Origin of the sequence: Exiguobacterium sp. s34 (assembly GCF_018617435.1) — a bacterium.
In the GTDB taxonomy this organism is placed as follows: Bacteria; Bacillota; Bacilli; order Exiguobacteriales; family Exiguobacteriaceae; genus Exiguobacterium; species Exiguobacterium aestuarii.
This window is the reverse complement of sequence record NZ_JACSKE010000008.1, coordinates 1-20,600: the sequence shown is the minus strand read 5'-3', so window position 1 is coordinate 20,600 and position 20,600 is coordinate 1. Positions and strand designations below refer to the sequence as shown.

The following is a 20,600-nucleotide window of genomic DNA, read 5'->3' as shown; positions in this document are numbered from 1 at the left end:
ATGTCAAAACGACAGTTAGACAAATTATCGAAGTTCAGTCAGAAACCGAAGGCGGAAGAATCTAAGGACACTACTATTGTAGAACCTACTGAAACTACTAATGAGGTTACTAATGAAGAATCTAGTGAGGTTACAACACCGGTAGGGGAAGAAACAGATTTTGCGGCAGAACTAGCCGGGGTTGTCGCTTCCTTCCACGAAGAACAGGCGAAGAAAGAATTGAAGTCGGAAGTGATGGGTAACTATACGTTGGTTATCCGTCACGACACGATGGATAGACTAGACAATCTAGCAGAACACTATCCACGGGGCTTTAAATCAGAGTTGGTGAACAAGGCACTTGAAGCGTTCATCGACTTGTACGAGAAGAAGCCGTTACCGGAAAAACGAAATAAACGTAAACGCTAAAGATGAAGGCGAAGACTTTAAACGGTCTTCGTCTTTTTTTGTGTCACAAGATCCATTGAAGTTCCCAACAGTAAGTGAAAGCAGTACAACAACAAATTACAGGGGGCTATTCAATGCACAAGAAGCTACAAAAGCAATTGAACCAAGCGACGTTACGCAGTAAGCAAGCGTCGGAAGTATTCGAATCAATGAAGAAAACACTTATTTCACAGAACGATGAAATCGCTAAAGCTATCGACGAAGCAGATTCAGAAATCATTCGACTTAACGAATTTAAAGAAGGTGCTTTGTCACAACACAAAGAAAATTCACGTCTTCTTGATGGTATTGCGGAGATCACGGGGGCTAACTAATGAAACCAAAGTTAGTTGTAAATTCCGGCGGAATGTTTAGCGGAAAATCAACCGAACTTCTACGGCAGGGGCAACGGCACTTGTATAAAAAACAACGTGTCGTCTACCTACGCCCGGAATCAGATAATCGCTATTCGGATTCTGAAATCGTCACACACGACGGCAGAAGCGTTCCGGCGGTTACGGTTGGAGATACATTCTTATTTAGCGAATCGTTCATTGATGAATACGACGTTTTCTTATTCGACGAAGTTCAATTCTATCTTCACCACACAATGAGGGCTATTCAACGAATCCTAGATAGTGGGAAGGTTGTCTATTGTTCCGGTCTTGATATGGATTATCGGGGCATACCGTTTGAGAATACGGCAATGCTTATGGCACAGGCAGACGAGGTGAACAAGCTACGTGCAGTATGTTCCGGTTGTGGGGCAGACGCTACGTTTTCATATCGTAATAAATCACTAGGAACAGAAACGGTATTACTCGGTTCGGAAGAAGCATACAAACCACTTTGCCGTTCATGTTACCAACAGGAAGGACGTAAACAATGAATCTATATGACTTAGAAGGCGAACGACGTTCCCTTATCTTCCAACTAGGGCAAGCCGTGGAAGGTGAAATGCACAACACCGTTATTTACCTTGCCGGGCGTCTAGTACAAATCGAAGAAATCATTCGAACAAAACAAGAACGAACTACATTCTAAAAACACTTAAAGGCGGTAACAATTATGTGGGATAACGATCTAAAAGAAAAGTTAATCAATTCTGAAATGCAACGTGCTAAGGAAATCAAATATAGCCGTGAACTTCAAGAAACAATTGAAAATCTTCGTAAATACAATCGTGAAATCTACGAAAAATTGGAACGAACACAAGAACGTTATATAGAACTTTCAAAGAGTAAAGAAAAGTTGCGTGAGTATAACAAAACAACTCAACACAACAATGAAGTTCTTCGTAAACAAAATGCCAACTTGAAGGCGGAACTTGAAGAAACAACACAATGCTTAGATATGGCAACCGGATCACTTGATTATATTAGACCTAAGATTGAAGAGTATGAACGCAGAATCAAGGATTTGACACTTGAAAATGAACGCCTTCTAAAGCAAAAAGAATCAATGTCAAACTTGATTAGTTACGCACAAGCAGAAAATTCACAAAAGCTTATTGCGGAAAATAAACGAATTACTCAAATGCACGAAGCCGCTATGAAGGTAATTGAAGAACAAGATTCAACTATCGAAAAACTTTCTAACGGTTGTTTAAATGCTATGGACGTAATCAAACAACAAGATTCGGACATTGATTTGATGAAACGTCAAATTAAGATTCTTAGAGAAGATAAATATGAAGCCCGTGACAAGGCGGAAACGTGGAAACAACGTGCCGCACACAAGGATTCACTTAATTCACATCTACACAGTGTAACCCGTGAATTACGTGAAGAGATTAAACACTTGCGTCAGAAGAAAGCTAAACGATTTTTAGGATTGTAAATCACACACAAATGAAATGAGGAAAGGGAAGTGGAGAAAATTATTACGATAGGCGGAATGATTGGACTAGGAAAGACGAGTGTAAGCGAACTATTAGGACGAGAACTTAACCTTCCCGTCTATTACGAATCAGTAGACGACAACCCCGTGTTAGCACGATTCTATACGGCTAGTGTGGAAGAACAGGAAGCAGAACGACTTCCGTTCCTACTTCAATTGTACTTCTTAGGTACACGCTTCAAATCAATCAAACAGAACATTCATGAGAAGCAAGGGATTCTTGACCGTTCGATCTTCGAAGACGTTTACTTTGCGAAACGTAATGCGGAGTTCGGGAAACTTAAAGGGGAAAACCGTATTTCTGATATGGAACTTCAAATCTATCTTCAATTGTTTGATGAAATGATGAAGGAAACGGAAGACTATTCGACGGCACACGGAACGAAAGCACCGGATTTGATGGTATACCTTAAAGCGTCATTCGAAACGGTCTTAGAACGTATCGGAAAGCGTGGGCGTGACTTCGAACAGGACGAAGCATTAGTTGAATATTACCGCTTCTTGTGGGAAGGGTACGACGAGTGGATTCACAAACACTACAAAGCAAGTAACGTCTTGATTGTCGATATGGATAACGTGGACGTGGTGAACAACCCGGAAGACGCTAAACGCTTAACAGAAGCCGTGAAAAGTATCTTAGAACAACAGGGGGAAAAATAATGACAATCTTATATGGTATTTTGGGAATCGTGGCGTTCTTAGGACTTGCGTTCCTTCTATCAAATGACAAAAAGAACATCAACTTTAAAGCAGTTGGGGTAATGCTAGGGCTTCAAGTCGCTACGACGTTGTTCCTTCTCAAAACATCAATCGGTATGAAAGTCATCGAAGCAGTAGCCGGGGCAATTGCTAAGGCAATGTCTTACGGTATGGACGGGGTAAACTTCGTTGTCGGTGGATTCGCATTTGTAGAAGGCGGTTCGGTGTTCTTCATCAACGTTCTTCTTATCATCGTCTTCACATCGACGTTACTTTCTATCCTAACGTACATCGGCGTTTTGCCGCTTCTCATTAAGTATCTAGGCGGATTCCTTTCTAAAGTGACGGGGCTTCCTAAGATCGAAACATTTAACGCCGCTAACTCGGTGTTCTTCGGACAATCAGAAGCATTGCTTGCCGTCAAATCACACTTGCCTAAACTCAACAACAACCGTATGTTCATCATTTCTACATCGGCTATGGCTAGTGTATCGGCTTCAATCATCGGTGCTTACATGACAATGTTAGAACCTAAATACGTTCTTGTTGCGATGATTCTTAATATGTTTAACGGGCTTATCATCGGTTCAATTATCGCCCCTGTTAAATCAGACAAAGAAGACGAAGAGATTGATATTAAATCAGTTCGTAAACAAGCCGGAACATCATTGTTCGACGCAATCGGTAACGGTGCTTTGGACGGCGGTAAAGTCGCACTTATCGTAGGTGCTATGCTTGTTGCCTTCATCGGTCTTGTGTCTATGGTCAATGCGGCGTTCATGGGTATGTTCGGAATCTCATTCCAAGAAGTATTAGGATTCGTATTCGCACCGATTGCTTTCTTGATGGGCGTACCTACGGGGGATCTTCTTACAGTTGGTAACTTGATGGGTACGAAACTTGTTGCTAACGAATTTGTAGCAATGCTTGACCTTCTCAACGTACAAGGAAACTTGACAGAAAAAGGACTTGCGATTGTTTCAGTATTCCTTACTAGCTTTGCGGCAGTCGGTTCAATCGGAATCATTTCCGGTACGGTTGCGGCAATCAACAAAGCGAAAGCACAAGTAGTAGCTTCATTCGGATTGAAAATGCTTCTTGCGGCTACATTGGTTTCATTGGTATCTGCTACGGTTGTAGGTATCTTCATCTAATAAAACTACTAATGGGGAATCCTTATGGATTCCTCTTTTTATTTGTAATGTAATTAGTAATGTATAATTTATTGATTTATCTTGTCACATCTAACACGGATCTTCCCAACAGTAAGTACAAAGGAAGAAAGGGGCTAAACAATGCGAGGTTATGACGAATGGAAACTTCGTGATGGTCACGAAACAAAAAAGAAATTAATCACTTATTGCGGCTTGTGTGAACAAGAACTGTATGAAGGTGATGACGCCGTTAATGACGGTGACGTTACGTTCTGTAACGACGATTGTTTTAAACAATATTACAACCATGTAGAGGTGACATTATGAAGAAGTTAATCATTGCCGGTGCGTTATCGGTTAGTATGTTGGGCTTAGGCGGTTGTGCCGCTTTGGATTCGACGGTTAAAACGCTTGAATCAGATACAAAGGGATTAGATCGTGTTGTTACTGTATATAGCAAGACAGGGGAAGTTCTTCACACATATGAAGGGATTATCCGCACCCGTGATAGTGGTTCATCAAATGCAGTAGTTTTCGAAGTTGATGGTAAGCGAATCAGTATCTACAATGCAGACGTTGTAGTAGAGGAACGATAACATGAACGCTAGTGTGCGTGAAGTATTAGATGAACTAATGACAAGCTATCAAAATATGCGGCGTGAGGGCGAAACGGATATGCGTTCGGTCATCATGCTATTAGATTGTGCGATTGATGAAATTGAAATGTTAGGGGCGGTGTCCGATGAATACAAATAATCAACAGTTGTATGAAACGGTGCGTGAACTAGGTGAAGATCTTCAATCACGTAAAGTAACGTTCGCACAAGCCGGACGTTGGTTCGATAAGAACGTAGAACAAATTCTAAATGCAATGGAATCCGGGTATCAAGAAGGATTTGACGACGGGTTCGACGTTGCAAAACAAATCTATTCGGAGTGGGATTGAATATGCTAACACACAAACAATTAGAACAACTATATATTGAACATGGTCTTGAATTAGAAGACGGAACGGAATACACCGTCATTGAAAAAGGTGATTGGGTTTCAGAACACAAATCAGAATCAATGGAATTGATCTTCACAGACGGTACGAAAACATACCGTGGGTTCATTGGTCGTAGTGGTTCATACTTTACGGAATACACATATGATTCCGACATTTACGGCGACGATTTAGCAGACATTGACGAAGTAGTTAAAGCAACAAAAGAAGTTGAATATTGGAAGGTGGTATAACTATGTTTACAATTATTGATTTTGAAACAACCGGACTTGACGCAAAAGAAGAACAGGTTATTGAAGTAGGGGCTATGAAGCTTGATAGCAAGTTCCGTGAAGTCGGTCGTATCAACTTCCTTGTACAGTTGGCAAAGGGGCGTAAGCTTAAACCTTTCATTACAGAACTTACAGGAATCACGGAAGCAGATTTAGTGAACGGCGTATCTTCGGAACGTGCGGCACTAGGGATCTTGCGTTCGTTCATCGGTAAAGACGTAATCGTAGCACAGTTCGCTTCATTCGATTTGTCGTACTTGTGGCGTGATGAAGAAATGGATAACCCGTTCATTTGTACACGTTCTATGTCACACGCACTAGACCCGAAAGAAAAGGCGTCACTTGTGAATCTAGTAGAACGGTATGGGGTTAAGACCGGGGAAGCACACCGGGCTATGTCAGACGTTGAAATGACCGCAGAAGTATTCCAAAAGATGGTGCTTCGTTTGTTCGTAGAAGGACAGATTGAAAGCATTGAAGATATTTATAACGTCATGGTTGAACATGAACGTGGATTACCGTTCGTACCGAAATCAGCGAACGTTGTAACAATGGACGAAATCGAAATGAACCGGGGGAACAAATAATATGAAAATCAAATTCGAAGGCACACAAACGGTAGAACAACTAGGACACAACACTAAAGAAATCGTTGAAGGCGTCTTAGGTAAAATGGGCGTTGAGGAAACACCGAAAATTTCACGGGTGATTGTACAACTTGCGTTCGATACAGAACAGGGTGAACAATACCTTGTCACGGAACATGATGAAATGCTTCAAATGACGGCAGATCTTAATGAACATGGTTTCGTCGATTCTACGAAGGATAACCAAGACGAACCGACGGAAGATAAACGCCTATGGTCGCACGATAAGCTTATGGGGTTAGAACCGACACCGACACCAACGGAAGCAATTCCTTCAATGTACTTTGACGAGGAACTAGAGTTTATCGAAGAGTTTCCTATCAATTCTTCACTAACTCAAAAAGTGTTCGCAATCAAAGGTGAAGAAGAAAAGCTTGTCCGTTACGTCAACACAGAACTTGACGTGATTGTTGCAGAAGAAATTGTCGCACCAAAAGACGGTGAAGCTTAATGCGTGGATTACTAGCCGGGTTGACCTTAGTAGCCGCCGTAATCGGTATGTTCGTATTAGGTATTGGAATTTCATTAGTATTGTGGTATCTAATTACATTACTAATTATTAATGTAATGCAGTTGCTATCTTTAGACGCTTCATTACTCGCAGACAACCAAGCAATGATTGTAGTATCATTGACAATTGCCGGTATTCTTCTTCGTGGAATTACTAAGCGATAAAAGAAAGTAGGGAATTTTCCCTACTTTTTTCTTGTAATAGGGTTGTAATATCTAACCTAATGGGTTATTATTAAAAATGTAGCAAGCAAACATTTACAGTAATGCGGAAGGGGTAATTACATAATGAAAAAATTCTTTAAGTTCATCTTAATGTCTTTGGGGGCGTTAGTTCTTCTAATTATCGCCGTTGCAATCTTCGCCGGCGGTGGGGAAGAGGAAAAAGCAGTCGAGAAGGTGGGCGGTAACAACACAGAAGAAACCGCTTCTACGGAAGAGGAAGCACCGGCAGAAGACGAGATCTTCAAAGTTGGTGATTCAGTAAAAGTTGAAGGTGTTGTAGTCACTGTTCAAAAAGCAGAATACATTCCGGCAAGCGAGTATTCAGCACCGGAAAAAGGTAAAGTGCTTCAATTGACAGTAAACGCCGTGAACGAATCGGATAGCGAAATCTACTTCGATAGTTCTTCATTCAATTTGTACGATTCAGAGGGTAATTCATTAGAACAATACTTTGGTATCGACGGAATGGACGTTAGCGGCGACGTTGATAAAGGACGTAAGATTACGGGAACGATCACTTACGATGTACCGGAAGCTACGAACTACGAATTGATTTACAAACCTACGTTCTCATGGAAAGACACAAAAGTTACATTTGACATTCAACCACAATAAGGAAGAGGGCTAACGCCTTCTTCTTTTTTTGTGTTCTTTTTTGAATATTAGGAATCAAATTTAGACAAAATAAAAAGCCCCGGTAAGGGCTTAATCATTCGAAGATAACATTTCAATGCGATCTTGTTTTTGTGATGGTGTCATCATGTTTGGAAACTCTTCTTCTTCCTTTTTCCACGCCTTAACCTGTTCTTCATCGAAAGAAATTTCAATTAGTTCCGACAAATCAGTGATTCGTAACGCCGCCATTATTACGGCTAAGTGGAACAAGTTGATTGAATGTTTCTTCGCTTTTCCTATCTCACTAATCGTTGCTAAACGAAGCCCCGTCATTTGATGTAATTCAAGTGGTGTAACACCCTTCTTCGCTAGAATGTCATTCAGATTAATAGACATTTCGCATGGATACTTTTCTAAAACTTTCATTGGTAATTCAGAAGTAGCAATTCGATCTAAATAAACTTTTGCCATTATTAAAACCCCTCTTCGCTTTTATAGGTTAATTACATAATACACATATCCGTAAACCGTGTCAAATACACAATGTCACAAACGCCTTTCCGCTTCCCAACAGTAAGTAAGAAGCGATTGAAAGGATTGAATCACAATGAATGAAATTAAAGTGGCAATCGTCGGAAAGATCCGTGCCGGTAAAGACACGGTGGGCGATGTATTCAAAGAAACACAACGTTGTAAGCAATTAGCGTTTGCAGACGCAATTGGTGACGTAATCGAAACTTACTTCCCGGAAGCCGCTAAGTTAGGCAAGCCCCGGAAGCACTATCAAACAATCGGACAAACGTTCCGTTCGCTTGATTCGGGCGTATGGGTCAAACAACTTCATAAGGCATATGTACAAGCAAAGCTAGAAGGACATATGAACTTCGTTGTAACGGACTTACGACAGATGAACGAATATGACTACTTGAAGGGTCATGGATTCCACATTATTAAAGTCGTCGCAGATGACGAAGTACGAATCGAACGTATGCGGAAATCCGGTGATGTATTCAACGAAGAAGATCTTCTTCACTCGACAGAAGCACACGTTGACGCAATGCCTTGTGATTACGTGATTACGAACAACACGTCACTTAAAGATTTATATATCCAAGTACAGAAAATCGTGAACGACATTAAGGGGGTTAGTAAATGATGAAACATTTAGAATCACGTCAAATTGAAAACTATGATTATATCCGTGCGGCACAAAGCTTACAGGATTCATTGTTCTATCAACAACAACGGCAGGAACAAGTATGTAATGTTGGTTCGGACGGAATGGTAACGATTGAAATGCAACAAATGAAAATGACTTGCCACATTTCAGACTTACCGGAATTACTAACCACGTTTACGAAGGTGTCTATGTAATGGGTGCGGTGGCAGTTGACGTTCACGCAAAAGAACGGGCGTTAGAACAACGCTTCGACATTTACACAGAAGATGGGATTGCAGAACTTCTTACTTCGGTACATGAGGTTGGGGAACGCCGCTTCTTCGAAGGTGATTACGGGGCGTGTGATTTACTTGTCGATTTGAATAAAGCTTTTCAAGAAATTGAAATGACGGATAAACAGAAATATTGTATTTACTTCTACTACATCAAAGATATGAACCAAGCAGACGTTGTTAAGAACTTACGTAAGGTAGGAATCACGCTTTCACAACAGGGCGTAAGTATTAATCTTCGTAACGTTCATCAAAAGCTTGCAGAATACTTCAAACGGGGGAACGTTACAAATGACTAATGAAGAGTTGGAACAGAAGGTTAAGGATCTCGAAAAAGAAGCAAAAAACATGACGCCGGAAGAACGTAATGATTCAGTGTCTACTATTACAGAAGACTATTACAAAGCACGGGGCAAAATGCCTAACACCGGTTATTTAACACGGTTGTCTAACGTCATTCTAATTGACGAACTTTCAGACAGAACACCGGACAAGATTACAAAGAACGAATATCCGTTTCTATCGGAACGACAGGAAGAAAAGCGTGTGAAGCGTGAATTGTCGTTAGAAGATGACACGATCAATTTTCTAAATATGAAGGAACGTAAGAAAATGCCTTCCGCATTTAAGAAGCGAACACGCAATAAGGAAGATTAAGAAAGGGCGATACTATCAAAACACTAATAGCGATAACGGTAATTTTGGGGCAACTTGTGCCGGTGAAAATCAACGCACCGGAAGCAAGCCCCGACTACTTACCGTTCCAAGAAGAAATAGGACGTATTGAAGTAGAAGAGGGAATCGAAGTCATTGTAGAAGATAACAAGATTGTTGTTCGAAAAGAGGAAGAACCGGTTGTAGAGGAAGAGGAAGAAGAACCGCTTCCCGAACCGGAAGAACCGAAAGTAGTTCCGCTTCCTGCTTCAAATGAAGAAGCAGAAGTTGTTCCTATCCCGAACGCAACAGAAGAACCGGAAGTAGTTCCGCTTGATGAAGTGGAAGAAGATCCGGTAGAAGAGAAGCCCGAACCGGTAAAAGAAGAATCGGGCAATTGGATTGATTACGAGTTCACGCATTACACGGCGACGTGTGAGGGTTGTAGTGGAATCACCGCTACGGGCTATGACGTTCGTAACACGGCTTTCTATAATGGTATGCGAGTTATTGCCGTCAATCCGGCTATTATTCCGTATAACACGGTTGTAAAGCTTCGTTATCCGAACGGAACGGAAGAAACGGCAATTGCTTTAGACACCGGTGGGGCAATCCGGGCTAGAAGTAACTTAATTGATGTATTGGTATCAACTAGAGAAGAAGCACTTTCTAAAGGACGAGTACACGGACAAATTCAAATCATGGGGGCTAACTAATATGAAAACTTATCTTGCGGCAGGATTCTTTAACGAACGTCAACTAGCAGACGTGAAGGCAGTAGAAGCGATTCTTGAAGAAAACGGAATGGATTACTTTTCACCACGACAACATCAATTCGAAGAACTAGAATTTGGTTCGCTTGAATGGAGATATGCGACATTTGATAATGACGTTGAACATATCCGTGAAGCAGACGTAATGGTTGCTATCATTGATGAAGCATACGACAGTGGTACAGTTTGGGAAATTGGATATGCGTACAGTATCGGCGTACCGATTATCCTTGTAGACGTGACGGGATCAAACAAAGCGAACCTAATGCTTACAGAATCAGTAACGGCATATCTACACGGATTAGCAGAACTTTCATTGTACGACTTTAGCAAACGCCACGCAGTACAATTTGAAGGAGAAGTTATTTAAAATACTTCTTGCAATTACGCATTACCGGATATATAATAAACTCATAAGGTGATAAATTCACTTTGTTCATGTGTTTTGTGCCGGAACATAAAACTATGAACCACATAAGGCGTTTAACGATTACCCCGTTTCGCCTAGTGTATCTTTAGGAAAGGTGAAGTGTAGTGGCTTCACCTTTTTCTTTTGTCTAAATTATACTATTTACAGTAATGCGTTTATTTGATAGAATAGACGTATCAACACATAGGGGGCTTCAATCATGGAGAACACACAATACGAATTAGAGTTTGTACTAACTAACGGCGAAACAGTGGCGACAACAACGGAAGCAGATTCTTACGAAGACGCCGTTAGCTTCATTCAGCAAAAAATGTCTAACTACCTTCTTATTGATTTAGGCGGAATCATCTTACTAAAAGATCACATTGTAGCAATCCGTGTCTATGAATTAGACGAAGACGGGGAACGAGTTTATCCAACAGATGAAGATGAAGAATGAACGGGCTTAACCGCCTGTTTTTCTTTATTTAAAAGTTGAAGATTATTTTTCAAATAGTATTGACGTATTACCGTAAATAGTGTAATATTATAAATGTAAGAGGGAAACACGAACCGCTTACAAAATACACTAAGGAACGGGGTAATCAAATTGGCAAAGAAGAACAACAAGAAGAAGGGCAATCAAAAATGGGGCGTCATGACGTGGAAGGAATTGAAGCGTTACGCAGAAGACCACGGTTGGTATCATGACCGCACACGGGGCGATGACTTCATCATGAAGCACCCGGAACTAAAGGGGCTAATCACTGTAACGTATGGTAAGACTTACGTTAGGGCGTTGCTTCTCGATAACATCAAAGCCGTACATAACGGTGGGCGTACAGGACGTAGAACACACTAAGGAACGGGGCGGAAACGCCCCTTTTCTTATGCAATTTATTAATCACATTCCCTTGTGTTTGTTATTTTTATCCTAGTTCCTTCATATAATATGTACTAAATCACACACCCTTGTGATTAATAAAAAGATCGAACGTGTCACAATCTAAAACCGCTTTCCCAACAGTAAGTATAAAAGGGAAAAGGGGTTATTTGATATGTACTATCGAAAACGGACTGTTACCATAACCGACACTAAGACAAACAAACTATTAGAACAAGATGACGTGTACTTACCGAACCTATCAAGCATTATCGGCTTTCTTCGTGGTTCATGGAATCTCAACACGTATAACGATTGCTTCGGCGGAAAGAATCGAATTGGTGACGTTGACGGAAGTATTGAAGTTGACGGAAAACATTTGATGATCGAATTTAAGAAGTCACCGGAAGCGATGAATATAGGGCAAACGTTGAAAGCGTTGCGACTTGCTAAGTATTCCAACACACCTACATTATTCGTATTCGGTGCAACTGATAAACCGACGCACCGCCTTTATATCACGAAGGAACATACGGAAGGCGTTATGCCTAAATTGGTTGAAACCGATGAAGACGAGTTGAAGGCGTTCTTCCAACGTTGGTACACGGAAGCGAAACTAAAGAACCGGATTGACCGAGAAGAGTTGAATAAAGATATGCAGATAGCGAATAAGATTACGGGGGAATTGTCATAATGGAAAATCACGTATTCGGTGTTCAATACATCGTGCCTAACGAACCTACAAATGTACCACAACAGGAATTGATGAAGTTTGCACGAAAACGACTTATTGAATCGTTGAAGCAGTCGATCAATGAGAAGGTGACAATCACGGAAGCGGAAACGCATTTAGGCACGGAACTGAAAGCGGAAGTCGTCGTTCTTTCCTTAGAAGAGTATGAACATATGAAACGACAAATAGATGAATTTAATCTAAAGACAATTGCTTCTATACTCATTTAAACGAATCCGGGTTGAATAAGGATTTTCAAGAAGCATTGCGTATTACCGTAAGTAATTGTATATTGAATGTAGTAAGAAACAATTACATGAAATGGGGTAATTAAGCATGACACCAACACTATTAAAGAAACTCTTTGAAGACCCGGAATTTTATAAGTACGCACTTGAAAAGATCGACGGTAAGTTAGTTCTTAGTGAGTTAGAACCGTGGGAAGAATCGGACAAGTTTTCTATGACCGGCACACTAAAAGAACTTTCTTCACACGTCAAAGAAATTATGCACACGGAAACAATCGTATATGACCAAACACAAGAAGCGGCTTATCTTATCTATAAAGGTGAAGCATATCTTGTTCCCGGAACTTACGAACGATACCCGGAACAGGAAGTTTGCGAAGCGTGGGCGTTGCGAGATTTAGAGAAATGAGGGGTTTCCGCCCCTCTTAATTTTTATTGAATTATTGAATATTATTTTTCAAATAGTGTTGACGTATTACCGTAAATGGTGTATTATTATAAATGTAGACGGGGTTACAACACACCGGCTAACAATACACTACAAAGGGGTAATCAATCATGACAAACTTACAAAACGCACTTAACAAAGAGGGCTTCACATTCGCCGCTAAGGAATTTAACATTCCTGCTAAGTTCTTCGATAAAGTCGAAGATATGTACTTAGAAGGTGATGACGAAGAAGAAGCGGCGGTCTTCACGATCCGCAACGGTGAACATTCTATCTCATTCTCGAAATTCTTCGAAGGTGAGTTCGCAATGTTCGACGGCGAATCTTCTTCTTACTCTTCTAAGAAGTCACTAGCACGTAAGGCGTTAAACGCTTTGCTAGAAGGTGACTTCGAGAAGTTCGAAGAATTAATGTAAGAGGGGCGGCGAAAGCCGCTTCCTTACTTTTATCAGATACCAACACTAAAGGGGAAAATCAAAATGACTAAATTCAATAAATACGACGTGTTAGGCAAGCCGCTTCCGATTATTAGCGTAGGAGAAACGGACGAAGGATTCATTGTAATTGAACAAGACGAAGACGACGATACAGGCAACATTATGGGCGTTCTTGATACATTGGAAGAAATGGTTGAGTTCGTCAAGCAAGGTTATAAATCAGACACAATGGTTATGGATCGTAGCGAGATTGCAACCTACGTCATTCACAATCACGAAGCGTATCTAATTTCACACCGTGAAGAAGGTATTAATCAATTTGTAATTGACGCATGGGAACTTCACGACTTAGAGGGAAACAAGCTTTAATTTGAAATAACCTTATCCAACACCAACAAACGCAAAGGGGCTTTTATTATGAAACAAACTTACCGATTCCGGGGCGGTTATTATAACGTTCCCCAACCACTACTACAATTGATTGTAGGCAGACCGTATGAAGCGGAAATTGCGAAAGATACGGCAGTCATTAAAGCCGGTTCAAATATTGTAATCTCGCTTGACGACTTCAAGAAGTATTTTGCGACAGAAGACGATTATTTACGCCGGACAATCGAACCTAGTTACATTACCGAACCTATCGTTAAAATGACGAAGAAAAAGGCGGCTTCTAACGAATCGACACGTACAACCATTCATAAAGTTGAAACTCAACGCAATACAGAAGGCAGGATTTCAACCGAAATTGACGAATTACAACAAATGACCCTGTTTTAACTAGAAAGGCGGCTATTCATTTAGTCGTCTTTTTAATGTCAGTGAACATGACAAATTTGTTAGAAAAGTTTAATGTCATATCTACTTGTAAAGATCCCTTTCAGTTAGCTTATTTACTGTAAACATAACAGTTACTTAAACGTATATCTAAACTTAATATATAATCCCCTACCGTTAAGAACGTCCACTTAACTATCCCTAACGTTCCTTAACGATTCCTAAACTCACTAACGTAATTGACGTAATAAGCGTTAAATATAAACGTTATGTTTAATCGTTAATGAATAGTTATGGATATAAGGGGATCTTTTTTTATGCCTATTTTTACACATTCCCTTGTGATTAATAACGGGTTATTTGACGTTAAATATAGGGGTTATTTTATAGGGTATATGACATTACGTTAAGGACTGTTATTTACGTTATATTATTGTAATAAAAGTACATTAGTAATTAGTGTTGAATCGCTTTGTTAATATGATCCGTGCGTTAGGTACTGTATATTAGCGAAGACTAAAAAATTTTAAAGGAAGGTGTCACAAACTACCATGAAACGAGGATTAAGCACGACGCAGAAAAAAGTATGTTTAGAGTTGGTGCAACAAGATATTACAGGGAAGAGTATTGCGGACATTGCAGAAGAGTACGGCGTTAATGAACGCACTATTTACCGGTGGAAGAATGATGTAGAGTTTGCACGGGAATTAGAGAAGCAGACAGACATTGCTATGAAGGCGTTCTATGCAGAATCTACACATAAGCTTAAATCCCTTGTACGACACGGCAATAGTGAACAAGCAGTATTAGGGGCTATTAAGTTAGTCATGCAATCACAAGGCAAGCTACGTGACGTTACGGAGATTGACGCAACAGTGAAGCAGGACATTAAGAACGCAGGACTTACTAAGGAAGACTTGGACGCATTAGAAGACTTACTGAAATGATCGAATACTCTTGACGTTATGAATCCATTGTGATTTGTAGCGTCTTTTTTATTTGTCTACACATTCCCTAAAACATTGGTTAAAGGGAAGATTGAACAGGGAAATTAGAACCGCATAGCATAGCCGTTTATTTTTCCCTTAAACCCTTCCCAAAAGTAAACGGGAATTTAGGGCAGATTTCTTTAAATTGTCAGAATCTTTTGTACAATCAGACCCCGGTACAGGGGGAAGGGGGTAGCACCCCACCACACACAAGCCCCGAAATAAATTTGTGTCGGTTAAAATCCATACCGGAAATTATTCCCAACGAAAAGGACGGTAAAATAAAATGAAAAATATTATTCAAAAAGTATTGACGTATTACCGTAATTACTGTAATATATTAATTGTAAGGCAGTCACTTACAACCACTACAAATTACAAGAAACGGGGTAATCAGAAATGACACAATTTGAATCACGCAACGGACGGACAATCACAGAGGGGCAACGGGTTAAGGTTTACCGGAATCTTCATAACGGTAAGTTCTCCATACAGGACGCTAAGACAGGGTTGGTTCTCGGATATTCGGACAAGGTGAAGTTGACAGACGTTAAATTTAAAGTCAACGAAGCAGGACGCCGCCGGGTCATACAGGAACAACGGAAAAACGTCCACGCCTTCTTAGTCGGAAACTTCGCAGGACACGACACGGAAGAACGTAGCGAACCGATTTACTACAATCCTTACAAGGTATCGAAGTTCACCAAGCCGGACGGCAACGCAATAGAGGAAGCCGGGCAAGCGGTACTAGACGAAGGAAGAATATACGCATGACGGAAGGGGGCTAACGCCCCTTTCTTTTTTTGTCTGAAATGATCGAGTCCTTTCCGATATGTCAAGGGATATTTTCAATAAAATAAATTGAATATTATTTTTCAAATATGCTTGACGTATTACCGTAAATGATGTACCATTATAAATGTAGAAGGGGTTAGCAAACGCCGCTACAAATACACTAAAGTAAAAGGGGTAATCAAGCATGACAAAGACATTCAAGGTAGAACTTACGGCAGGTAACACGGTAGAGGTTGAACCGGTATTGAAGGTATGTGTAAATGGGAATTGGTCATATGAGTTCTTCACACAACCGATTGCAGACGTGGACGGGCAGGAATACGACACATTCCGAGTGTTCGACAACGGACAAGTAAGCGGCACACTTTCAGAATCATATTACGTATACGATGAAATCTCACACGAATTTGTAGACAGTGACAAGCTTTATCGTGAAGCGGTTGAACGTGATGACGAGTTCGAAGACCATACAGAATTTGCACTTGCAGAGTTTGCAAGCGAAGAGGATTGACCGGAAGGGGGCTGACGCCCCTTTCTTTTTTTGCGTTCCCCTCGATCCCTTCGCAGTCTAGTTTGTCAAGGGATTTCAACTAAAAAAGAAATTGAAAAATATTATTCAAATATGCTTGACGTATTACCGTAAAGGGTGTAATATAATAGATGTAAGGCAGTTACTTACACCACTACAAAACAACGAAACGGGGTAATCAGAAATGTTCAACATTTACGTAACAAACTTAGCGAAATACAATCAAGGAATCTCTTCCGGGAAGTGGTTAGAACTTCCGATGGACGAAGACGAACTTCAAATGGAATTGAAATTGATTCTAGGCGAAGATGAAGAATATGCGATTCACGATTATGAAGCACCGTTCCACATCGGGGAATATGAAAGCATTTCACGAATCAACGAGATTGCGGAAGAGGTTGAGAGAAGCGGCGTTGATTCGGAAGTATTGGACGCAATCGCCGGGGCGTTAGGGTCAATCTTCGACGCAATCGAAACGGTGAATAACGGTGATTATCACATTTGGGAAGCGGAAAGCATGGAAGAGGTAGCACGGCAACATTACGAAGAAACCGGAATGGTGCGAGAGATTGAAGAGAAGCTTCCCCACCTTGTGAACCACATCGACTATGAATCAATCGGGCAAGAAATGGATTCAGTCGGAACATATATCGAGTTCGGTAAGAAAATCATTCAAATCAATAACTAAAGGCACGGGGCTAAATGCCCCGGCTTTTTTTGTACCTCGATCAATTTTCTTTTGTATTTTTGAATATTATTTTTCAAATATACTTGACGTATTACCGTAATTAGTGTAATATAGTAATTGTAAGAGGGAAACACAAACCACTTACAATACACTACATGAAACGGGGTTCACAACATGGCAATCACAACATTTAATCACGAAGCATACCGGAAACGGGGCGGATTCAAGGGAACGGAATATCTCGAATATCTCGAAGCCCAACACGCACACTACCAAAAGCAGTTCGACGAGATAACGGCAAACGGCGAAGCAGGGATAGAAAACCCTAGCGACTACTTCACACTAGGGAAGCGGCTACGGCGGTTAGAAGCGGACATAGCGAAGCAGAAGCGGCAGTAAGAAGCGGACGGGGCTAACCGCCCCGGCTTCCCTTCTGAAATGATCGAAATGAATTGAAAATAATTATTCAAAAACTATTGACGCATTACCGTAAATAGTATACAATTATATTTGTAAGGTAGTTAAACACTTTACAAACCACTACATGAAACGGGGTAATCACAATGTTAGAAACGATCAAAAAGCAGTCAGTATTGAAAGCGGTACGGGATAACGGGGAATGGACGGGCTACATAGCACCGGATAAGGTAGCGGCTTACCAAGTGAATAACGGTTGGTGTATCGGTCATCAAATCACAATCACAACATTACCGGACGGACGCTACGCCGTCGTACAGTTCCAAACGGAAAGCTTCACGCTATTAGAAGACTTCCTAGACGGGTACAAGCATTGGAATTGTAACTATAATCTAGGTTATCGGGTTCGCTTTTGGCAGGAAGCGGAAGCGGCTTGACCGGGAACGGGGCAGAAATGCCCCGGCTTCTTTTTAAAAATAAATTGAAAAAGATTATTCAAAAAGTATTGACGTATTACTGTAAACGGGTTATACTTAGTATAGAAAGTCAGACAAGGAAGGGAAGCGGCGGTTCATGAGAGAGTTATACAAAGCATTGTCAGCGTTAGGAGATCTTACAACATTGTTTAACAAAGGTGTTGGGGCGTTCGCTAAACGTCAAGTAAACAAGCAAGCACACAAGGCAACGGCTAAAGCTATGCGGAAGTTTTGGGGCTAACCACTACTAAGAGAAACGGGGTAATTAAAAATGACATATCCAAAACCGATTGAAGCGGACAAGTTACCGGAAGAAGTTAAGAAATCATTGCGGATTCAGAACGTCCGGGGTTGGACGAAAAACAACCGTGTCAAATGGACGCCTAAAGGGAACAAGTCATGGTTAGATACAAACGTCGCAATCATCGTTCACCAACTAGAGAACGGAAGCTATGTGATACTAGATAGATATAACTTTTAAAAGTCGGGGAATGATCCCGGCTTCTTTTTTTGTTTATCGTGTCACAATTTTCTGTCAATTTCCCAACTGTAAATGAAGACTACTTTAGGGGGAATGATTAGACGATGTACACCGAATCAATTACACATTATGATTCGCCGCTAGATGAACCGGTTATTGAAGTCGTGTCTTATAAGCTACGTAAGGACGGTACGAGATACAAGCGTCCGCACTCTTCGATAGCGTACACACAAAACGTTCGTGTGAAGCGGTGTTCTAAGTGTGACAAGTGGAAAGGGTTTTATGTGGGCTTCCGTGATGATCGCTATACAAAGGACGGCAAGCACGGTTCTTGTAAATCATGTGAAGCGGCTTATTTCGCAAAGTATGACCGCACCGAACAGGGGCAGAAGCGGTTCAAGAAGCGGCTTAAACTTGAACAGTCAGTTGAGAAAGCCGCACCGGAATACAAAGAAGAGTTACGCCGCCGTTTCGGATATGCTTGTGCCTTCACCGGGGAAAGTGGGGATATTGTCTTAGACCACGTTCTACCTATTTCGTCGGTCATGGTTACAAAAGAGGTGGGGAACTTACTTCCGATTTCTGCAAAGCTAAACCGACAGAAGCGGAATAGAAGTGTTTTTGAATTTGTCGAAGAGTTAGATCCCTTCTTACAACACCGATTCTATACGTTCATTCTGCCGTTCCTAGCGAGTGAAAACGGAATGACGGAAGCGGAATATATCGAACACATGAGAGAAGCCGTAAAATAATTTGCGGTTTCTTTTCTTTTTGTGTTGATTTTGGGAATCCTTTTTGGTACTATACTTATAGAAGGTAATTACAGTAAAACGTAAACGAAAGAAACGGGGTAATTAATCATGACTGTATACGGATATGCACGGGTAAGTACGAAAGATCAAAACTTAGGACGACAAACACACGCATTAGCGGAAGCCGGTTGTGAACGGATCTTCGAAGAGAAGAAGACCGGAACGAACCGAAACCGGGAAGCGTTAAAGGAACTACTTGAAACGTTACAACCGGGCGACAGTGTTATTGTTTTGGAAATCAGTCGTGTGTCACGTTCTACGAAAGACTTGCTAGACATTGTAAACGAAATAACCAACGCCGGGGCGAACTTCAAATCAATTAAAGAAGCGTGGTTAGATACGACTTCCGCACAAGGCAAGTTCTTACTTACGGTATTCGCCGGTTTGTCGGAACTCGAACGGGATCTAATCAGTGAACGCACCGTAGAGGGGTTGAACAATGCCCGTCGTGAAGGTAAGGAACTAGGACGCCGCCGCACGTCGAAGGCGAAAAAGGATTTAGCGGTCAAACTTTGGTTAGAGAAAGAACACACTATCCCACAAATCACGGAAGCAACCGGCGTTAGTAAGTCGGTATTGTACCGGGAATTGAAAGAACGGGGCTTGAAATAAAGCCCCTTGCCACTTACGGTAATATGTATTATAATCTAGTTATCAATTACATTAGTAATTTAATTAGTAATTCCGGCACGAACTACACTACGAATGAAAAGGGGTTATCATCATGCTATCAAAAGTTTACCACGGTCTACACAACTATTTCGGGTTGGAAGAGGGAAGCGGTGACGCCGCATTATACTTCTTCACCACCGGCTTTATGTCGGTTGTCATCTTCTTTCAAATCTTGTTTCGTTTTGTGGACGGGTATTGATCCCCGTTCTTTTTTATTTCAAAAATAATTGAAAAAGATTATTCAAAAACTATTGACGGATTACAGTAAAGAGTTTATTATAATAAATGTAAGGCAGATCAAAACCACTACAAACACACTAAAGGGGTAATCACAAATGACAAACGTAATGAAAATGACTAACGAACTTCATAAACTATTCGACGGATTTAACAATCACATCTTCGGCGGCGAACTTCCAACACCGGCAATCACAATCGAATCTAAGAACAACAAGAACGCTTACGGTTGGTGTTCGG

The 20,600-nt window shown here is 41.0% G+C and carries 41 protein-coding genes; 40 read left to right on the top strand and 1 reads right to left on the bottom strand.

The window, feature by feature from the left end:
- From KNO87_RS14350 to KNO87_RS14280, 15 genes are all read left to right on the top strand, one after another.
- Positions 1-408, top strand: coding sequence for a hypothetical protein (locus KNO87_RS14350; protein WP_214796518.1), 408 nt, complete (start codon positions 1-3; stop codon positions 406-408).
- A gap of 113 nt (positions 409-521) precedes the next feature.
- The gene (locus KNO87_RS14345) at positions 522-761 is read left to right on the top strand and encodes a hypothetical protein (protein ID WP_214796516.1); all 240 of its coding nucleotides are present in this window, start codon (positions 522-524) and stop codon (positions 759-761) included.
- Positions 761-1,315, top strand: a complete 555-nt coding sequence (locus tag KNO87_RS14340) for a thymidine kinase (protein WP_214796514.1) — start codon at positions 761-763, stop codon at positions 1,313-1,315. The genes KNO87_RS14345 and KNO87_RS14340 overlap by 1 nt, the downstream gene beginning before the upstream one ends.
- The gene (locus KNO87_RS14335; RefSeq protein WP_214796512.1) at positions 1,312-1,470 is read left to right on the top strand and encodes a hypothetical protein; all 159 of its coding nucleotides are present in this window, start codon (positions 1,312-1,314) and stop codon (positions 1,468-1,470) included. The genes KNO87_RS14340 and KNO87_RS14335 overlap by 4 nt, the downstream gene beginning before the upstream one ends.
- Positions 1,471-1,494: 24 nt before the next feature.
- Positions 1,495-2,265: a coiled-coil domain-containing protein gene (locus KNO87_RS14330; protein WP_214796510.1), complete on the top strand. Its 771-nt coding sequence runs from the start codon at positions 1,495-1,497 to the stop codon at positions 2,263-2,265.
- 30 nt (positions 2,266-2,295) lie between these two features.
- Positions 2,296-2,985: a deoxynucleoside kinase gene (locus KNO87_RS14325; RefSeq protein WP_353047466.1), complete on the top strand. Its 690-nt coding sequence runs from the start codon at positions 2,296-2,298 to the stop codon at positions 2,983-2,985.
- On the top strand, positions 2,985-4,178 hold the full coding sequence (locus KNO87_RS14320; protein ID WP_214796507.1) for a NupC/NupG family nucleoside CNT transporter: 1,194 nt from the start codon (positions 2,985-2,987) through the stop codon (positions 4,176-4,178). The genes KNO87_RS14325 and KNO87_RS14320 overlap by 1 nt, the downstream gene beginning before the upstream one ends.
- 141 nt (positions 4,179-4,319) lie before the next feature.
- A complete protein-coding gene (locus KNO87_RS14315; RefSeq protein ID WP_214796506.1) occupies positions 4,320-4,505 on the top strand; it encodes a hypothetical protein in 186 nt (61 codons plus the stop codon).
- Positions 4,502-4,774, top strand: a complete 273-nt coding sequence (locus tag KNO87_RS14310; protein ID WP_214796505.1) for a DUF5052 family protein — start codon at positions 4,502-4,504, stop codon at positions 4,772-4,774. Before KNO87_RS14315 ends, KNO87_RS14310 begins: the two co-directional genes overlap by 4 nt.
- A 1-nt stretch (position 4,775) precedes the next feature.
- On the top strand, positions 4,776-4,934 hold the full coding sequence (locus KNO87_RS14305) for a hypothetical protein (RefSeq protein ID WP_214796504.1): 159 nt from the start codon (positions 4,776-4,778) through the stop codon (positions 4,932-4,934).
- Positions 4,921-5,124: a hypothetical protein gene (locus KNO87_RS14300; protein WP_214796503.1), complete on the top strand. Its 204-nt coding sequence runs from the start codon at positions 4,921-4,923 to the stop codon at positions 5,122-5,124. Before KNO87_RS14305 ends, KNO87_RS14300 begins: the two co-directional genes overlap by 14 nt.
- A 2-nt stretch (positions 5,125-5,126) precedes the next feature.
- Complete coding sequence (locus tag KNO87_RS14295; RefSeq protein WP_214796502.1) at positions 5,127-5,417, top strand: hypothetical protein; 291 nt, start codon at positions 5,127-5,129, stop codon at positions 5,415-5,417.
- A 2-nt stretch (positions 5,418-5,419) separates the two neighbouring features.
- Entirely contained in the window at positions 5,420-6,043 is a 624-nt protein-coding gene (locus KNO87_RS14290) for a 3'-5' exonuclease (protein WP_214796501.1), read from the top strand.
- A 1-nt stretch (position 6,044) separates the two neighbouring features.
- On the top strand, positions 6,045-6,554 hold the full coding sequence (locus KNO87_RS14285; RefSeq protein WP_214796500.1) for a hypothetical protein: 510 nt from the start codon (positions 6,045-6,047) through the stop codon (positions 6,552-6,554).
- A 347-nt stretch (positions 6,555-6,901) separates the two neighbouring features.
- The gene (locus KNO87_RS14280) at positions 6,902-7,453 is read left to right on the top strand and encodes a DUF4352 domain-containing protein (RefSeq protein WP_214796499.1); all 552 of its coding nucleotides are present in this window, start codon (positions 6,902-6,904) and stop codon (positions 7,451-7,453) included.
- Between the two features lie 90 nt (positions 7,454-7,543).
- Here KNO87_RS14280 and KNO87_RS14275 read toward each other — a convergent pair whose 3' ends face one another.
- Positions 7,544-7,924 carry a helix-turn-helix domain-containing protein gene (locus KNO87_RS14275; RefSeq protein ID WP_214796498.1) on the bottom strand — a complete coding sequence of 127 codons (381 nt, stop codon included), beginning with the start codon at positions 7,922-7,924 and terminating at the stop codon, positions 7,544-7,546.
- Between the two features lie 136 nt (positions 7,925-8,060).
- Here KNO87_RS14275 and KNO87_RS14270 point away from each other — a divergent pair, with 136 nt between their 5' ends.
- The 25 genes from KNO87_RS14270 (at position 8,061) to KNO87_RS14150 (ending at position 20,322) form a co-directional block, all read left to right on the top strand.
- Positions 8,061-8,609, top strand: coding sequence for a deoxynucleotide monophosphate kinase family protein (locus tag KNO87_RS14270; RefSeq protein ID WP_214796497.1), 549 nt, complete (start codon positions 8,061-8,063; stop codon positions 8,607-8,609).
- Complete coding sequence (locus KNO87_RS14265; RefSeq protein WP_214796496.1) at positions 8,606-8,827, top strand: hypothetical protein; 222 nt, start codon at positions 8,606-8,608, stop codon at positions 8,825-8,827. The genes KNO87_RS14270 and KNO87_RS14265 overlap by 4 nt, the downstream gene beginning before the upstream one ends.
- Positions 8,827-9,204: a hypothetical protein gene (locus KNO87_RS14260; RefSeq protein ID WP_214796495.1), complete on the top strand. Its 378-nt coding sequence runs from the start codon at positions 8,827-8,829 to the stop codon at positions 9,202-9,204. The genes KNO87_RS14265 and KNO87_RS14260 overlap by 1 nt, the downstream gene beginning before the upstream one ends.
- Positions 9,197-9,562: a hypothetical protein gene (locus KNO87_RS14255; RefSeq protein ID WP_214796494.1), complete on the top strand. Its 366-nt coding sequence runs from the start codon at positions 9,197-9,199 to the stop codon at positions 9,560-9,562. The genes KNO87_RS14260 and KNO87_RS14255 overlap by 8 nt, the downstream gene beginning before the upstream one ends.
- A 62-nt stretch (positions 9,563-9,624) precedes the next feature.
- Positions 9,625-10,275, top strand: coding sequence for a 3D domain-containing protein (locus KNO87_RS15590; protein ID WP_214796493.1), 651 nt, complete (start codon positions 9,625-9,627; stop codon positions 10,273-10,275).
- A 1-nt stretch (position 10,276) separates the two neighbouring features.
- Positions 10,277-10,702, top strand: coding sequence for a nucleoside 2-deoxyribosyltransferase (locus KNO87_RS14245; RefSeq protein ID WP_214796492.1), 426 nt, complete (start codon positions 10,277-10,279; stop codon positions 10,700-10,702).
- A gap of 259 nt (positions 10,703-10,961) precedes the next feature.
- Complete coding sequence (locus KNO87_RS14240; protein WP_214796490.1) at positions 10,962-11,201, top strand: hypothetical protein; 240 nt, start codon at positions 10,962-10,964, stop codon at positions 11,199-11,201.
- A gap of 150 nt (positions 11,202-11,351) precedes the next feature.
- On the top strand, positions 11,352-11,603 hold the full coding sequence (locus tag KNO87_RS14235) for a type II toxin-antitoxin system HicA family toxin (protein ID WP_214796488.1): 252 nt from the start codon (positions 11,352-11,354) through the stop codon (positions 11,601-11,603).
- A gap of 196 nt (positions 11,604-11,799) precedes the next feature.
- On the top strand, positions 11,800-12,318 hold the full coding sequence (locus KNO87_RS14230; RefSeq protein ID WP_214796486.1) for a hypothetical protein: 519 nt from the start codon (positions 11,800-11,802) through the stop codon (positions 12,316-12,318).
- Positions 12,318-12,587 (top strand): hypothetical protein, encoded by a 270-nt coding sequence (locus KNO87_RS14225; RefSeq protein ID WP_214796484.1) that lies wholly within the window; start codon positions 12,318-12,320, stop codon positions 12,585-12,587. Before KNO87_RS14230 ends, KNO87_RS14225 begins: the two co-directional genes overlap by 1 nt.
- A 106-nt stretch (positions 12,588-12,693) precedes the next feature.
- On the top strand, positions 12,694-13,014 hold the full coding sequence (locus tag KNO87_RS14220; protein WP_214796482.1) for a hypothetical protein: 321 nt from the start codon (positions 12,694-12,696) through the stop codon (positions 13,012-13,014).
- Positions 13,015-13,163: 149 nt separating this feature from the next.
- Positions 13,164-13,469, top strand: coding sequence for a hypothetical protein (locus tag KNO87_RS14215; protein WP_214796480.1), 306 nt, complete (start codon positions 13,164-13,166; stop codon positions 13,467-13,469).
- A 63-nt stretch (positions 13,470-13,532) separates the two neighbouring features.
- Positions 13,533-13,859: a hypothetical protein gene (locus tag KNO87_RS14210; RefSeq protein WP_214796478.1), complete on the top strand. Its 327-nt coding sequence runs from the start codon at positions 13,533-13,535 to the stop codon at positions 13,857-13,859.
- Positions 13,860-13,907: 48 nt separating this feature from the next.
- Positions 13,908-14,267, top strand: coding sequence for a hypothetical protein (locus KNO87_RS14205; protein WP_214796476.1), 360 nt, complete (start codon positions 13,908-13,910; stop codon positions 14,265-14,267).
- A gap of 548 nt (positions 14,268-14,815) precedes the next feature.
- The gene (locus KNO87_RS14200) at positions 14,816-15,211 is read left to right on the top strand and encodes a phBC6A51 family helix-turn-helix protein (RefSeq protein WP_214796474.1); all 396 of its coding nucleotides are present in this window, start codon (positions 14,816-14,818) and stop codon (positions 15,209-15,211) included.
- 441 nt (positions 15,212-15,652) lie between these two features.
- The gene (locus tag KNO87_RS14195; protein WP_214796620.1) at positions 15,653-16,027 is read left to right on the top strand and encodes a hypothetical protein; all 375 of its coding nucleotides are present in this window, start codon (positions 15,653-15,655) and stop codon (positions 16,025-16,027) included.
- Between the two features lie 205 nt (positions 16,028-16,232).
- Positions 16,233-16,559, top strand: coding sequence for a hypothetical protein (locus tag KNO87_RS14190; protein WP_214796618.1), 327 nt, complete (start codon positions 16,233-16,235; stop codon positions 16,557-16,559).
- Positions 16,560-16,761: 202 nt separating this feature from the next.
- Entirely contained in the window at positions 16,762-17,265 is a 504-nt protein-coding gene (locus KNO87_RS14185) for an antirestriction protein ArdA (protein WP_214796616.1), read from the top strand.
- A gap of 174 nt (positions 17,266-17,439) precedes the next feature.
- Positions 17,440-17,664: a hypothetical protein gene (locus KNO87_RS14180; RefSeq protein WP_214796614.1), complete on the top strand. Its 225-nt coding sequence runs from the start codon at positions 17,440-17,442 to the stop codon at positions 17,662-17,664.
- A gap of 164 nt (positions 17,665-17,828) precedes the next feature.
- A complete protein-coding gene (locus KNO87_RS14175; RefSeq protein WP_214796612.1) occupies positions 17,829-18,119 on the top strand; it encodes a hypothetical protein in 291 nt (96 codons plus the stop codon).
- Between the two features lie 136 nt (positions 18,120-18,255).
- Positions 18,256-18,399, top strand: coding sequence for a hypothetical protein (locus KNO87_RS14170; RefSeq protein ID WP_214796610.1), 144 nt, complete (start codon positions 18,256-18,258; stop codon positions 18,397-18,399).
- Between the two features lie 30 nt (positions 18,400-18,429).
- On the top strand, positions 18,430-18,639 hold the full coding sequence (locus tag KNO87_RS14165; protein WP_214796608.1) for a hypothetical protein: 210 nt from the start codon (positions 18,430-18,432) through the stop codon (positions 18,637-18,639).
- A 104-nt stretch (positions 18,640-18,743) separates the two neighbouring features.
- Positions 18,744-19,391, top strand: coding sequence for a hypothetical protein (locus KNO87_RS14160; protein ID WP_214796606.1), 648 nt, complete (start codon positions 18,744-18,746; stop codon positions 19,389-19,391).
- Positions 19,392-19,499: 108 nt separating this feature from the next.
- Positions 19,500-20,063: a recombinase family protein gene (locus KNO87_RS14155; RefSeq protein ID WP_214796604.1), complete on the top strand. Its 564-nt coding sequence runs from the start codon at positions 19,500-19,502 to the stop codon at positions 20,061-20,063.
- Between the two features lie 112 nt (positions 20,064-20,175).
- The gene (locus KNO87_RS14150) at positions 20,176-20,322 is read left to right on the top strand and encodes a hypothetical protein (protein ID WP_214796603.1); all 147 of its coding nucleotides are present in this window, start codon (positions 20,176-20,178) and stop codon (positions 20,320-20,322) included.
- The last annotated feature ends 278 nt before the right edge of the window (positions 20,323-20,600 follow it).